Annotated in this window: 14 protein-coding genes; 2 read left to right on the top strand and 12 right to left on the bottom strand. The window is 39.4% G+C overall.

Annotated elements, in window-relative coordinates:
* Window positions 1-327: 327 nt before the first annotated feature.
* The 11 genes from NYG85_RS06365 to napA form a co-directional block, all read right to left on the bottom strand.
* Window positions 328-2667: a tetratricopeptide repeat protein gene (locus NYG85_RS06365; RefSeq protein WP_284937659.1), complete on the bottom strand. Its 2340-nt coding sequence runs from the start codon at window positions 2665-2667 to the stop codon at window positions 328-330.
* The gene (gene serS, locus NYG85_RS06360) at window positions 2667-3902 is read right to left on the bottom strand and encodes a serine--tRNA ligase (RefSeq protein WP_284937658.1); all 1236 of its coding nucleotides are present in this window, start codon (window positions 3900-3902) and stop codon (window positions 2667-2669) included. The genes NYG85_RS06365 and serS overlap by 1 nt, the downstream gene beginning before the upstream one ends.
* A 105-nt stretch (window positions 3903-4007) precedes the next feature.
* Entirely contained in the window at window positions 4008-4442 is a 435-nt protein-coding gene (locus NYG85_RS06355) for a Dps family protein (RefSeq protein ID WP_284937657.1), read from the bottom strand.
* An 85-nt stretch (window positions 4443-4527) separates the two neighbouring features.
* Window positions 4528-5874, bottom strand: a complete 1347-nt coding sequence (locus NYG85_RS06350; protein WP_284937656.1) for an FAD-dependent oxidoreductase — start codon at window positions 5872-5874, stop codon at window positions 4528-4530.
* Window positions 5875-5884: 10 nt separating this feature from the next.
* The gene (locus NYG85_RS06345) at window positions 5885-6898 is read right to left on the bottom strand and encodes an oxidoreductase (RefSeq protein WP_284937655.1); all 1014 of its coding nucleotides are present in this window, start codon (window positions 6896-6898) and stop codon (window positions 5885-5887) included.
* A gap of 94 nt (window positions 6899-6992) precedes the next feature.
* The gene (locus tag NYG85_RS06340) at window positions 6993-7328 is read right to left on the bottom strand and encodes a chaperone NapD (RefSeq protein ID WP_284937654.1); all 336 of its coding nucleotides are present in this window, start codon (window positions 7326-7328) and stop codon (window positions 6993-6995) included.
* Window positions 7329-7793: a 4Fe-4S dicluster domain-containing protein gene (locus NYG85_RS06335; protein ID WP_284937653.1), complete on the bottom strand. Its 465-nt coding sequence runs from the start codon at window positions 7791-7793 to the stop codon at window positions 7329-7331.
* Window positions 7794-8315, bottom strand: a complete 522-nt coding sequence (locus NYG85_RS06330) for a nitrate reductase cytochrome c-type subunit (RefSeq protein ID WP_284937652.1) — start codon at window positions 8313-8315, stop codon at window positions 7794-7796. It abuts the gene before it with no gap.
* Entirely contained in the window at window positions 8312-9097 is a 786-nt protein-coding gene (gene napH, locus NYG85_RS06325) for a quinol dehydrogenase ferredoxin subunit NapH (protein WP_284937651.1), read from the bottom strand. Before napH ends, NYG85_RS06330 begins: the two co-directional genes overlap by 4 nt.
* Window positions 9097-9843 carry a ferredoxin-type protein NapG gene (gene napG / locus NYG85_RS06320; RefSeq protein ID WP_284937650.1) on the bottom strand — a complete coding sequence of 249 codons (747 nt, stop codon included), beginning with the start codon at window positions 9841-9843 and terminating at the stop codon, window positions 9097-9099. The genes napH and napG overlap by 1 nt, the downstream gene beginning before the upstream one ends.
* A gap of 2 nt (window positions 9844-9845) precedes the next feature.
* Window positions 9846-12623, bottom strand: a complete 2778-nt coding sequence (gene napA, locus NYG85_RS06315) for a nitrate reductase catalytic subunit NapA (RefSeq protein ID WP_284937649.1) — start codon at window positions 12621-12623, stop codon at window positions 9846-9848.
* 216 nt (window positions 12624-12839) lie between these two features.
* Between napA and NYG85_RS06310 the strand changes: the two genes are divergently transcribed.
* Together NYG85_RS06310 and NYG85_RS06305 are read left to right on the top strand one after the other, a co-directional pair.
* Window positions 12840-13196, top strand: coding sequence for an HIT family protein (locus NYG85_RS06310; protein ID WP_284937648.1), 357 nt, complete (start codon window positions 12840-12842; stop codon window positions 13194-13196).
* On the top strand, window positions 13193-14068 hold the full coding sequence (locus NYG85_RS06305; protein WP_284937647.1) for a cache domain-containing protein: 876 nt from the start codon (window positions 13193-13195) through the stop codon (window positions 14066-14068). Before NYG85_RS06310 ends, NYG85_RS06305 begins: the two co-directional genes overlap by 4 nt.
* Window positions 14069-14107: 39 nt before the next feature.
* Here NYG85_RS06305 and NYG85_RS06300 read toward each other — a convergent pair whose 3' ends face one another.
* A complete protein-coding gene (locus tag NYG85_RS06300; protein ID WP_284937646.1) occupies window positions 14108-14944 on the bottom strand; it encodes a peptidylprolyl isomerase in 837 nt (278 codons plus the stop codon).
* Window positions 14945-14978: the final 34 nt, after the last annotated feature.

The raw sequence follows: 14978 nt of genomic DNA, 5'->3' as shown, positions 1-14978 counted from the left end.
AGTTAATGATTTTATAAATACGGGTTATTTTAGCAAGTGTTTGCAGGGCAATTTTAGGTGCGAATGCACACATATAATTTTCTCAAACGTGGCAACAGATTTTAAGCCATTTATTTTTATTAAGCGTGATACACGTGCTTTTTGTTTAATCAGAGCAGGTTAGTTTTTGCAAAATTTTAGCGATTAAGTTTATGATTTTAGCATTTGAGTAAGTTTATTAAGGGTGAGATAAAGCCTAGCTTTGTGAGTTTTGTTTGTTTTGGCTAGTGATTTAAACAAGGCATTTTTAAACGTAGCCCAGTACATACTTTTGGCTTAATTTAAAATTTAATTTTCAATCATAAAATCGTAAAATTCGCTCTTGTAGCTTGTGTTGCCTACTTGCACATATTGCGTGATTGCGGCGTTTATGTTGTTTATTTGATGATATAAAAAGCCAAGCGCTATGCGGTTTTCAATCGCTGATGGGTCGCTTAGGCGAGTGAGTTCAAGCAGGGCGATTGCGTTATTTGGCTCGTTTGCCCCAGTGGCTGCCACGCTCGCTAAAAACAGCGTCCCAGCGTCATCAACCTTAAACTCATCAATCAGGCGGTTATAAATCTCAAAACTCTGCCTAAATTCATTCGTGAAAATTTGTATGTAGGCTAGGGTTGAGAGCAGGTTTGTATTAGCTGGTGCGTTTTTTAGTTTTGCGATGATTTTATCGCGCTCGTAAAATAAAAGCCCTGAAATTTGCAGTAGTTTTATGTATTGTTTTTTGATTATGCTTGCTCCGTGATAAAAGCTCTCCTCGTTTAGTTTGCGGTTTTTAAAATATTTTTGCACCGCTAGGGCGTATTTTTTTACATTGTTTTCATCGTTTAGAGCGATGAAATTTAAGATATTTGCCACGATGTCATCTGGTAAAATTTCAACCAACTTAGCCGTCTTTTTTTGCATTAGCTCATCTTGGGATATCGTTTTAGCTATGATCGCATCAAAGGCTAAATTTAGCATACTTTGCTCCTTTGGCTCTTCTAAAAATCGCACCAAAGATGAGCTGTTTTCAGAGATTAAATCAAGCAGTGAGTTGTATAAATTCGGCGTTTTTATGTTTGGGTCGTTCTCTAAATTTTCACTCATTTGAGCGATGAATTTTGGGTTTAGTGTGTTTGTGATATCGGTTGAAATGGCGTGAAAAGCCCCTGCTAGGTAGTTTGTCGGATCAAGATGATAGCTCGTGCCAAAGTGCTTTGCTGCAAGGCTAAAATTGCCAAGCTGGGCGTAAGTGAGCGCTAGGTTATAGTGCAAAATTGAGTGCTCTGGATAGCTCTTAACCAGCCTTGCAAAATCGGCATTTGCCTCTTTTAAGCGGTAGTTTAGGGCTTTTGCGATTGCGTTTGAAAGCTCGTAATTAACTGATGAAATGTTTTGCGAATTTTTAAGATACTCGTTTGCCGTGCTTGTATCATCTAAAAACACGCTCATACCGCCCTTTCTGATTTGCTCCATTGTCTGTTTTGCGTTAAAAACCTTGTAGGGCGCAAAGTAAAAAAGCGTTTCATAGCGCCTAATTTTGTTAAAAAACATATCGTTTGAAAAGTGCATTTGAGCGAGATTTAAGTCAAAAATTTCTGGATTTAGCACAGCTTTTATCTTATAAAATTTAGAGGGCAAACTCGCATCAAGTCTAAAAATTTCGCCCAAAAATCCGGCTGCGTCGCTAAAATATCCGGTCTTTAAATCAATTATACTAGCTGTCATTTTTATTAAGTCCGGATTTGTCGTATTTTTAGCCGCTTTTTGCAGATAATCCCTTGATTTAGCGTAATCTGCCTTTATCGCATAAAGCTGTGATAGTGTGAAATTTGCGTCAAATTCACGCTGTCTTTCAAGTCTAGCTATCGCCTCATCAATCCGCCCAAGCGAGGCTAAAATTTTACCTGCTAAATAGTCGTATTTGTCCCTGTAATACTCGCTACTTGGGTGATTTAGGGCGTGAAGTGCCTCAATGTAGTTGCCTTTGTAGTAATTAATTAACGCAAAATAGTAGCTATAAAGCGGTGCGTCCGCTTCGTTTTGCAAAAATGAGTTTGCTAAATCAATGTAGTAGTTAAAATTTTTATCGTTTTTTAAGATGAGCGAGCAAACGGCAGCGTTTATGGCTGAAACGCTCGTGTTTTCTTTGTTGTGTATTGCTTTTGCAAAGCTGTTAATCGCCTCATCACAACGCCCCTGTTTCATCTGTGAAACGCCTAAATTATAGCTTGAAAGCGACTGGCTTTGGGTGGCTATGTTTTCATAAATTTTAAGCGCTTCAAATTTATCCCCACGCTCGTAAAGCTCGTTTGCCTTGCTTATCATCTCATCAATGTTTGAGGCGTTAAAATTTTTAGTCGGATAGCTTCGCTTTATCTGCTGTGCTAAGTCCGCTGTGTCTGCGTGTTTTGGCTCTTTTTTGGTTAAAAGAAGTAGTAAAATTACGATTAAAATAATGACAAAAATGGCAACACCAGCGATGATGATTAGCTTTTTTTTGCTAAATTTTGGCTCTTTTATCTCATCTTTTATCTCTGGCTTTTGCCCCTCATCATCATTAGCGCCGCTAAGCTCATCAAGCGAAACAAGCTCTTCTGGTGGCTTTTCTTCGCCGGGTGGTTTTAGGATTACTACCTCTTCGTTTGCCACTACATATACCTTTTAAGCACGTCTGGAATTTCAATAGTGCCGTCGGCTTTTTGGTAGTTTTCAATGATTGCAATTAGCGTCCTGCCAACGGCTAGGCTTGATCCGTTTAGCGTATGAACTAGGGCGTTTTTGCCATCTTGCTTGTAGCGGATTTTAGCGCGTCTTGCTTGAAAATCGCGCGTGTTTGAAACCGAGCTAATCTCTCTATATTTATTTTGCCCCGGTAGCCACACTTCAAGGTCAATGGTCTTTGCCGCGCCAAAGCCCAAATCTCCGCTACAAAGTAGCATATGTCGGTGCGCTAAGCCAAGAGATTTTAGCAAATCCGAAGCACAATCAACCATTTCTTGTAACACTTTCTCGCTATCATCAGGGTGAGTTATGCTTACAAGCTCCACCTTTTCAAACTGGTGTTGGCGTATCATACCTCGTGTATCATGACCAGCACTGCCCGCTTCTTTTCTAAAACACGCCGAGTAGCAAGTCATTTTTATGGGTAAATTTTGCGCGTCAATAATCTCGTCGTTGTAGATATTTGTAACAGGCACCTCGCTAGTTGGGATAAGATACAAGTCCTCATCATCAACCTTATAAAGGTCATCTTTAAATTTTGGCAACTGCCCTGTGCCATAAAGCGTGTTTGCATTTACCAAAAACGGCACATTTACAAGCTCAAAGCCACGAGCTTGGTTAAAATCAATCATATAATTTACCAGAGCGCGGCTAAGCTTTGCCATTTCGCCCCTTAAAATCGTAAAGCGTGAGCCTGAAATTTTCGCCCCACGCTCAAAATCAAGCTCTGGCGTTAGCTCGTAGTGTGCCTTTGGTTCAAAGTCAAAAATTGGTGGCGTTAAAACCTCTTTTATGCAGACGTTGTCGTTTTCGTCCTCTCCAAGTGGGACGTCATCGTCAATGATATTTGGCACGCAACTAGCGATCTCATCAAGCTTTGCTTCTAAAATTTTAACCGCTTCGTTTTGCTTTATCATCTGCTCTTTATTTTTGCTAAGCTCGTCTTTTAGGGCTGTCGTGTCGGCTTTGTTTCTTGCTAGTTCGCCAAGCTCTTTGCTCTTTGCGTTTTGAAAGGACTGCAAATTTTCAAGCTCTAATCGCTCTTTTTTAAGCGTATTAAACGTATCAAGTAGCTCTTTTATAAGATCAGAGCTTACCTTTTTTGCGTTTAGCTTTGATACAAATTTTTCGTAGTTATTTTCAAGAAGTTTTAGGTTTATCATTGTCTGCCTTTTTTGTAAAATTTGTGTGATTTTAGCAAAATTTGGCTTTAAATTTTAAGTAGATTTTTAAAAAAGTGGTAAATTTTGGGGGTTTGCCCCCAAAATTTATCTGCCTAGCGTGGCGTTTAGCATCCAAATTGCTTTTTCGTATTTTGCAATTTCATCTTGTGCGTAAGTTTGAGTAGTGCTGTCGCCTTCTGCTAACTCATCAAGCTTTTTAAACTCGGCTAAAAGGTGCTTGTAATCGGCTAAAACTAGCTCTAAAACTTCTGTTGGTGTGTAGCTATCTTTAACATCATATTTTACGTGAGATAGCTTTAAAAGCTCATCTTGTTTAACGACTGGGCGACCGCCAAGCATTAAGGCTCTTTCAGCCACAGCGTCAAAAATTTCGCTCATATCGTCGTAGGCTTTTTCTGTGTATTCATGAACGCTAAAAAACTGAATGCCTTTTACATTCCAGTGTAGGTCGTGAAATTTCACGTATAATGCGTGTGCATCGGCTTGGATTTGGTTTAGTTGTGCTATAACTTTTGACATTTTGTCTCCTTTAATTTTTAAGTTTGGCAATTATAACGCCAAATTTTTAATATAAACTAAATAATAAAAATTATTATTTAAAAAATTAATCACAAAGCTCACTTTGAAATTTATCGGCTAAAAATTCACGATTTAGGTATTTGCAAACCTGCATTAAGTCGTTTTTTGCCGTGTCAAAACAGCTTGTGGCACCCGGACTTGGCGTCATATTAAAGATAATGCCATCTTCTGTGCTAATCCTGCCTTCGCCAAATTCTAACCTGCCAGTGTTTTTATCAATTACCTGAGGTCTTACTCCACCAAAATTTTTAGCATAGCTAAGTTCATCTTCTTTTAAGCTAGGCACGATTTTACGGGCGTCTTTAACGAAAATTTTCTTATTTAAGATAGGCACTTCAAATAAGAAATTTCTAAACACGTAGTTTCTAATATCGCTATCTTTTAAGAGCGTGTAAAAGACTTTTAGGACGTTTTTATCAAGTTTGAGCGTTTCAAAAAAGTCAAAGAAACTGCCTAGTCCGTGGTATCTTTCAAGTTTTGGCAAGACAAGTGCTGTTGGGCCAAAGCGAGTTTTACCACCAGCTAGGATATCAGGGTCTCCGTGAAGTGCTGCAAATGGGAGCTTGTCGTTTTGCACCATATAGACCTTGCCGTTTAGAATTTTGCGGTTTGAGAAGTAAAAGCTACCAGCGATAGGCAGGGTGCTTAAATGTAGCCCATAGCCCATTTTATGGGCAAGATAGAGCGAGTAAGTCCCTGCATCAACGACAACGGCACTGGCTGTGATTGAGGCGTTATCGCTTGTTTTTAAGTAAAATGTATCGCCGATTTTTTTAATATCTAAGACTTCTGAATTTAGATAAACCTCAAATCCGTCGCCGCCGATTTGCTTTGCGTTTTTAATTAGGGACTCACTCATAGCACCAAAGTCCATTGTCGTGTATTCTCCGCCTCTAACGCCCATAGATACGATGTTTTCGCCTCTTTCTTTGCCGTGTTCATCAAAAAGCAGGTTTGGCTCTAAATTTTTAATATCCTCTCTCTCAAACAGCTCTAAATTTGGATAAATCTCCTTAAAAATTTCAAACCTAGCCCTGATTTTTGCCACTTCATCATCGCCAACGCCAAGAACCATTTTTTGATGAGAGAACATAAATTTCTCGTTGTAGCCATATTTTAGTCCGTATTTTACGGGCATTTTAGCGATTTGTGCGACCTTTCTTGCCTTTGCTTCGGTGTAGTTTGTCTCAATGTCGCCACAATGAATGGTTTGTGAATTACACGTCCCCTTTGTGTTTAAAGTAGCGATGCCTTCGTATTTTTCAAGCAAGGCAACGCTTTTAATGTCTGAAAAATTTGCAAGTGAATAAAACAGCGCACAGCCACTAATCCCACCGCCAACTACCACTACTTCATAATGTTTTTGCTTCATCTATCCCCCTTTAAAATGCTCTTTGGTATGAATTTTCAATTAGACTTTTTTCGTTTAGCTCACTAGCCATTTTATAGGCTAAATTTGGCTCTTTTAAAAGCTCTCTGCCGTAAGCGACTAAATCGCAAACATCGCCAAGTAGCAGGGCTTCACCCTCACTGCCAGTTTTGATTAAGCCAACGGCGATGACTGGAATTTTTACCGCTTTTTTTACTGCTTTTGCAAATTCCGCTTGATAAAGCGGTGCGATTTTTAGCGATATATCTGGGTTTGCATAGACGCCACCTGATGAGATATGTAAAAAATCAGCGCCAGTTTTTTCAAGCTCCACACAAAGTTTTACGCACTCATCTAAGCCGTAATCATCGCTTTGGTAAGTTGTAGCACTAAGTCTAACGCCAACGGCACAGCTGACATTTGCCTTTACTTGGGTTAAAATTTCTTTTAAAAGTAGCGAGCCGTCTTTGTATTTATCATCTCGTTGGTTTAGTTTTTTGCTTAAAAATTGGTTGAGTAAATAGCCGTGAGCGGCGTGAATTTCAATTAAGTCATAACCAGCCTTTTGAGCTTTTATGGCTGAGCTTACAAAGCTTTGTTTGAAATTATCAATCTCATCAAGGCTCATATTTTTTGGGGTTTTGTAGTTTTCATCAAATTTTATCTCACAGCTTGAAAGTGGCGTGCTATCAACGCACATACTCTTTCGCCCTGCGTGAGCGAGTTGAATGCCTACTTTTAAATCGTAAAATTTTAGGCTATCAACTAAATTTTTGTGAGCTAAAACCTGCTCATCGCTCCAAAGTCCAAGGTCGGCGTTTGTAATCCTACCCTCTGGCAAAACAGCGGTGGCTTCAACGATGATTAGCCCAACTCCGCCTAAGGCTCTTGCTGTGTAGTGGTCGGTGTGAAATTTGGTTGGTTTGCCATCATCTAAGCTAACCTTATAAAGGCACATAGGCGGCATAACAATGCGGTTTTTTACTGAAATTTTGCCGATTTGTAGCGGCGAAAAAAGCTTAGCCATAAACACTCCTAAAATGGCTTTATTTTAACGTAATTTGTAAGAATTTTTGCAAATTTGTGATGAAAATTTTACAAATTTAGCTAAAACTACTCAACTACTTGATTTTAAAGCCGACGTGTCCGTTATAGACTATGTTTTGAGCGTTTAAGTTTTCATCGTTTAGCATTTGATGAATTTTAAAGCTCTCTGGGCTAAAATCTAAATCTTCTTGGTAGCTAAACGCCATTGTTACGCTATTTACGCCCTTTATGGCTTCAATGGCTCTAAAAATTCTAATCTCGTCATCTATATCTTTTGCGTTTATTAAGCAGATGATTTTTGCGCCCTCGTTTGTTACTAGCTCGCACTCATCTAGCCTTGATAAATCGTCTAAAACAGCGTTTTTAACGCTCTCATCTTTTAAATTTATAATCACACTTGAAATATTCATCTAAATCCCTTGCATTTTTATTGAGCCTTTAAAGCACACATTTAAGCACTCGCCACAATTTATGCAGTTTTGATTAATCACTGGGCGAAAAAGCCCCAAAAAATCAATGCCTTTATAGCGACAGCTATCAAGACAGCTACTACACACGACACCGCTCCACGCTAAGCAGGTGCTTACATCAATGCTTGTTTTTGCTTCTATTTTTGCTTCGTGCTTTAAATTTAGCACATCTTTGCCTAAATCTTCACACGCTAAGGCACACTTTTTGCAAAAATTACAGCCTAAATTTTTAACGCTAAAACTAACGCTAACGTCGTCAAAGCTTAAAAGCTCACGTTCACAGCTTTTAACGCAACTAGCACTACAATCAATGCAGTCAAAAACACCGCTAAAATAGGGCGGATTTATCGTTTTGGGTGCGTCTTTTGCACCCAAAATTTTCTTAAAAATTTCACGCCGTTTCAATTATTTTACGCCGTCATTTAAAACTTCAAGCAAATTTGACTTTGTGTTGCCGTTTTTATCTCTAAAATCGGCTTTAAAGCTGTTGGCTTTTGGGGCATTAACATTTGCTTGTGGGACGTGGCAGGTCGTGCAAACAAATCGCTCATCGTGAAGCACACCGCCCTTGTCTTTGTTATTTCTTAAATCATAAAGGTGCGACTTTGGCACTGGCGTAGCACCAGCATCTTTGGCAAATTCAGGCAAATGGCAGGTGGTGCACATATTTAAATCCTTTGTAATTGGCACCATACCTTCAATATCGTGAGAGATAAATGGCGGTGCGTTCTCAAACGAGCGGTCAAGCTTTTTTGACATACCAGCTGGCTGTGCTGTCCAGTTTATATCCTTTATGCTGACATCTTGCTCATCAAGTAGCGAAATTTTTCTAAGTCCAATCTCATCATCGCTAACCTGCTTTGATGAAATCGCACAAGCTGCTAAAAAAATCGCCAAAAAGGCGGCAGAAATTGCTTTAAATTTCATTGTTTTCTCCTTATAATATTAAAATTTAGAGCGTCATCATCGCAAACATCAATGCAACGCCCACAGCTAATACACTCTGAATTTCTGACAAAATCATTGCGTTTTGCTATCATATCAAGCACTTGATTTTCTGGGCAGACGACCTTGCATTTGTTGCATTTGGTGCAGTTTTGAAAATTGTGCGATATGCGAATTAGTGAAAATTTTGAGATAATCGCATAAAATGCACCAAGCGGGCAAATGTGTGAGCAAATGCCACGTGAAAATATGAAAATTTCAAAGACTAAAATACAAAGTACTATACCAAAAAATGAGCCTTGTAAAAAGACAATGCTACGCACTAAAAGCCCAACTTGACTAACGCTCTCAAAGGCGGCAAAGCCAAAAATAGCTGAAAAGATTAGGCTAAATGCAAGTAGATAATATCTTGCGTTTTTGCTTAAATTTAGCACCCTTTTTTGGTTTGTTGAGCCAAATTTTGCCCTTAAATTAAATGCTAATTCGCTTAGAAAATTTACCGGACAAACCCAGCCACAAAATGCACGAGGTGCGATGAGTGCGTAAAAAATAGCAACGATAAACGCCCCAAAAATCGCATTTGCCCCAAGCGAAAATCCAGCAAGTAAGAGCTGAATAACCGCAAACGGGTCGGCTAAATGCACACCAAAAAGCGTTGAAGCACTAAAATCGCCAAGTAAAATTTTAACGCCGTAAAAGTTACCAAGCACAAATAGCGATAAAATTGTAAGTTGAGTTAATCTTCTTAAAATTACGATTTTCATTAAAATTCTCCGCTATTTAGGTAGTCTTTTGCCTTTTTTATGCTCGGATTTGGCGTAAAATCATCATCTATCCTAGCTTCATCTTTTTTATCCCAGCCCTTAATATAATCATCTCTTACCGCTCCTAAGGCTCTATCTCGCTCAAAAACGATAATGGCTGGTTTTTGCGTGATACAAGCTCTCTCGCATACACCACAGCCAGTGCATACATCGCTATCAACCACTGGTAGTAAAAATGCGTGTTTTTGTGTGCGTTCGTTTCGCCTGTATTCAAGCTTTATGGCTCTGTCAATTAACGGACAAGCCCTGTAACACGCATCACATTGAATGCCCCAAAATGCTACGCAGTTTTTCATGTCAACAACAGCAACGCCCATTCTAGCTAGGCTAATGTCAATCTTGCCCTCTTTGCTAATGGTCTTTATATCAAGTGCGTCCGTTGGACAGGCTGGCACGCAAGGCGCTGCCCCGCACATATAACAAGGTGTTTTGCGAGGCGTAAAATATGGTGTGCCAGTGCTTATATCACTGCCAAACTCGGCTAATTTTAGCGTATCAAACGGACAAGCCACCACGCAAAGCCCACAGCGAATGCAACTAGCTAGAAATTCTTTCTCACTTTTTGCTGCTGGTGGGCGAAGCAGGGTCGGCTGACTTGCGGTTGCTGATTTTTGCCAAATTAAGCCACCAGCCACTGCAAGTGAGATCGCCTTAACGCTAAATTTTAACACTTCACGTCTTTGCAATTTTAAGCCTTGTAAATTTTAACGGCACACTTTTTAAAGTCCGTCTCTTTTGAGATAGGGCAGGTTGCGTCAAGACAAACTTTATTTATATAGACATTTTCATCAAACCAAGGCACATAAACAAGTCCAACTGGTGGCTTATTTCTGCCGTTTGTTTCTACTTTTGCCTTTACCTTACCACGGCGACTCTCAACCCAAACGATATCGTTTTTAGCCACGCCAAGCTTACTAGCGTCATCTTCGTGCATATAGCAAAGTGCCTCTGGGACGGCTCTGTAAAGCTCTGGCACACGCATTGTCATCGTGCCAGAGTGCCAGTGTTCTAGCACGCGACCCGTGCAAAGCCAAAATGGATACTCGCTTGTTGGCGTTTCGCAAGGCTCCATATATGGGCGAAAGAAAATTTTTGCCTTATTTGGCAGTGGGGTTTTTTCTTTATCGGTTACGCCTTTTAGGTTGCCACTTGGCATTGAGGCATTTTTATTGCCATAAAATGCGAATTTTTCATTTGGTGCGGCTTTTTTAGCATAAGGGTCAAACTCGGTATTAAATCGCCAAAGTGTCTCTTTGCCATTAACCACTGGCCACCTTAAACCACGCACCTTGTGATATGCGTCAAACTCGGCTAAATCGTGTCCGTGACCTACGCCAAATTTTCTATACTCCTCCCAAAGGTATTTTTGCACGAAAAATCCGTAGCCTTTAAACACCTCTCCATCGCTACCTACTACATTTCTGCTATCGCCAAAGACCTCTGAATTGTCAAAATTCTCCATAACAGCGTCTTTTACAGGGTAGCTTTTTGCTTCATCGTTTGCAAAAAGCACGTCAAAAAGCGTGGCGTTTTCATCATAGCCCATAGCCTTTGCAGCTTCTAAAACGTTTGGCAAGGTTACTTTATCATTTAGCTTTACTTCGCCCCAAAATTCTTTGATTTTAAAGCGTTTTGCAAACTCAAACATCTGCCAAGTATCGCTCATCGCCTCGCCAACTGGCAGGACTTGCTGACGCCAGTGTTGAGTTCGGCGTTCGGCGTTGCCGTAAGCTCCCCATTTTTCATAAATCATCGCAGTTGGCAAGATTAAGTCGGCGACTTTGGCTGAAATTCCGGGATATGGGTCGCTAACAACGATGAAGTTATCCATTTCACGTGCTGCTTTTATCCAGTGGTTTGCGTTGGCTGAATTTTGCCAAGGGTTATTTACTTGCACCCAAATAAATTTATTCTTGCCATCTTCTAAATCACGTAGCATTTTCATATAATGAGAGCCCGGCACGCCGTTTAGTGTGTCTTTTGGTAGCTTCCAAATGCCCTCGCTAATCTCTCTGTGTTTTGGATTATTTACCACCATATCAGCTGGGAGGCGATGAACGAATGTGCCAACTTCACGTGCTGTGCCACAAGCTGATGGCTGACCAGTTAGAGAGAATGCCCCACAGCCCGGCTGTGCGTGTTTGCCAAGTAAGAAATGCACCATATAGGCTTGTTCATTTACCCAAGTACCACGCTGGTGCTGGTTAAATCCCATAGTCCAAAAGCTAACGACTTTGCGGTTTTTCTCAATGTATAAATTTGCTAAATTTTGTAGCTTTTCTTTAAAGCTCTCAATGCTCTCGTTATCATCGCCCTTTGCGACACTTGCGACAAAATCAAGTGTGTAAGGTGCTAGGGCTTTTTTAAACTCATCAAAGCTGATATGCCAGTGGTTACCAGCGGTGGCTGTGTTTTTATTTTCAAGTGTGTCGCCCTTTTTTAGCCCTAAATATGCCAAAGTAACGCCCTCGGCCTCGGTTAAGATTTTTGACTTCTCTTTTGCAGCGGTATCAAGCTCGCTTGGCTTGTATTTTGGGTGATTTATGTTTGGTCTTAAACCATAGCCAATATCAACTGGTCCAGTGGCAAATACGCAGTGCTTTTTGACAAAATCAATATCCATTAGCTCAGGGTGGTTATAAACTATCTCACGAGCGATGAAATTCCAAATAGCAAGGTCGGTTGAAGGTTTAAAGATAAGCTCAATGTCGGCTAGGTTTGAGGTTCTGTTTGAATATGTGCTTAAATTTACGACCTTTACGCGCTCTGGATTGCTTAGCTTTTTATCGCTTATCCTTGCCCATAAAATCGGGTGCATTTCAGCCATATTTGCGCCCCAAGTTACGATTGTATCTGTTAGCTCAATATCATCATAACAGCCAGCAGGCTCATCAACGCCAAAAACCTGCATAAACGCCACGACCGCTGACGCCATACAATGCCTTGCATTTGGGTCAATGTTATTGCTTCTAAAACCAGCTTTCATAAGCTTAGCAGCGGTGTAGCCCTCCATAATCGTATATTGCCCAGAGCCTAAAATTCCAACTCCGTGAGGACCAAGCTCATTGTAAGCCTTTCTAAACTGCGCCTCCATAACATCAAACGCCTTTTGCCAGCTTACCTCTTTAAATTTACCCTTTTTGTCAAACTCGCCCTTTTCATTTACTCTTAAAAGTGGCTTTGTAATGCGGTCTTCGCCATACATAATCTTAGCGTTAAAATAGCCTTTAATGCAGTTTAAACCACGATTTACAGGGGCTTCTGGGTCGCCTTTTATGGCTACGATTTTACCAGCTTTTGTAGCGACCATAATGCCACAGCCAGTCCCGCAAAAACGACAAGTCGCTTTATCCCAACGCCAGCCATCTTTGCCTTCGTTTGCGGCTAGGTTACTTGGTAAGCTAACCCCAGCACTCACACAAGCAGCACTTGCAGCGGCTGATTTTATAAAATCTCGTCTATTCATATTTTCTCCTTACGATAGATTGCAATTTTAATGTTATATAAATTTTTATTAAATTTCGTTGATTTTAATCAATATAAAAAATAAATTTAGCCCCAAATTTTGGGCTTTATAAGAGATATGTTATTTTGTAACATTTATATTATTTTGTTTAACGAGCATTAAAAATTTAGTGCCATTTTTGTAATTTTTTGCTAAAATGGCAAAAAAGGATTAGCGATGATTTACGAAGATGAATTTATAATGATTGAGCGTGAGTATAACGAGGTGCCTTGGGTTAAAATTTTTACAAAACAGAAATTTAAAGAGATTACAGATTGTGATGAAAAGACTAGAAATAGGCTATTTGAAGCGATGATGATAACCGAGCAGGTTATGCGAAAATTTTATAATCCGACTAAAATTAATATCGCTAGTTTTGGCAATTTCTATCCGCACGTGCATATTCACGTAATGGCTAGGTTTGAGCTTGATAGCTACTATCCAAACAGCGTTTGGGGCGAGGCGGTAAGAAAAGGCACGATAAATCCGCCTAGCTTTGATGAGTTTTGCAAAGAGCTGGTAAAGGCACTATGAAAAGACGTATTTTTGTCGTTTGTGTCGCTAGTTTTTTCGTTTTTTTACTCGCATTAATCGCATTTTTTTATAAATCCTACACGAACGAGCGTGAGCTAAACTCGGTAAAAATTTTCTTTGATTATCAGATTAAACAACTCCATAAAAATATTGACGATCAAAAGCTCTCATCAATGGCTCTTGCCGTGCTTTTAGGGCAAAATGATAGGGTGCAGGAGTGCTTTAACAAAGAGCGTGAAGTTTGCATAAAAAACATTAACGAGATTGTTGAGAATTTAAGTCAGGTTTTAATGTATAAAAACATTAAAATTCACATTCACACAAATGATTTAAGAAGCTATTTAAGGCATTGGAGCCCGCAAAATTACGGCGATAGCCTCTCATCATTTCGCTATCTTTTGCTTGAAGCTGACAAGCATAAAAAGCCAGTTACTGGGATTGAAAGTGGCGTTGGCGGGACGTTTATTAGGGCTGTTTCAAACGTTACAAAGGGCAGTTTAAAGCTAGGCACGATTGAAGTTATGCTTGATTTTGACCACGTTAGCAGATTTTTTAAAGACCAAGGCATTGACCTTTTTGTTTTGCTTGATAAGGATTTGATTTACTCACAGCAAAAACGAGAGGCGGATAATCTTTTGCCAAATTATTATGTTGTAAATTTTGCGAGTGCAAATCTAAATTTACTGCCGATTTTAAAGGATTTTGATCTAAAATCAAGCGACTTTTTTAATTACAAAACGCACTTTTTTGCCTCATCGCCACTAATTGATGCAAACCAAAAACGTATCGGCTACTTCGTGCTTCACGTAAATAAAAACATCAAAGAACAAAACGTTTTACAAGAGTATCTGCTCTTAAATTCGCTGTTTTAGTCGCTTTAAAATTTGGCGATTTTCTCGCCAAATTTTTTCTTAAAGCGGTCTTATCATCTTGATTTTTGCCTTTGCTCTTAGCTTTTCAAAGTAGTCAGCGGCAGTTTTTTCTTGCTCCATTGAGTATAAAAGTGAGAAAATTTGCTCTTTAACGTCCTCAAAATTTGGCACTTGTGAGCCAGTTTTTGCCCTTACGTAAAATGTATCAAAGCTATCTGGCGACTTTAAAATTTGCGTAAAAGACCCAACTGGCGTTGCGGCTAAAATCCCTGCGATTCGTGGGTTTATGTTAGCGTATTCAAAGTGTAAATTTTCAGCCCTTACGCCACTTATCGCCTTTGCCCCAGCCCTTATTTGTGCCTTTGCTAGGTTTTCGTTATTTGCCTTAAAAAGCGTAACATCAATGCTTTTAAATATGCTAAAATCGCCCTTGTTTGCTTCAAAAAACGACCTTGCGTTATCTTCGTTTAAATTTTTGCCTATCTCTGAAAATATGTTTTTATAGAGTTTTTCTTGCAAGATTGAACGCTCAATATCCTTTTTAAAATCGCTAAATTTTATGCCCTGTTTTAGCTCAATTTCATCCCTAAACTGCGACATCGTAAGCCCATTTTGCTTTGCGATTTGCTCTATTTTTTGATTTATCTCAAAGGCGGTTGTGCTAATTGCTAAATTTTTAATTTGTGCCTGTTCTAACCTATCTTTTATCAGCAAATCAAACGCCTTTTGGTCGCTGATTTTTAGCTGTTCTTTTACCTTGTTTATCTCAAAAAGCGTGATTGGCTCGTTCTCAACGACAGCGACAATGCCATTTACCATTTGTGAAGCCAAAGCAAAACTGCAAATTAAAGACGCAAAAATAGCCTTTTTAAACATAACAAAACCTTTTTTAAGTAATTTGTAAATATAA

It is taken from the genome of Campylobacter gastrosuis (assembly GCF_030249845.1).
Classification (GTDB): domain Bacteria; phylum Campylobacterota; class Campylobacteria; order Campylobacterales; family Campylobacteraceae; genus Campylobacter_A; species Campylobacter_A gastrosuis.
The sequence above is the reverse complement of the archived record's forward strand: the minus strand, read 5'-3'. Positions and strand labels throughout refer to the sequence as shown.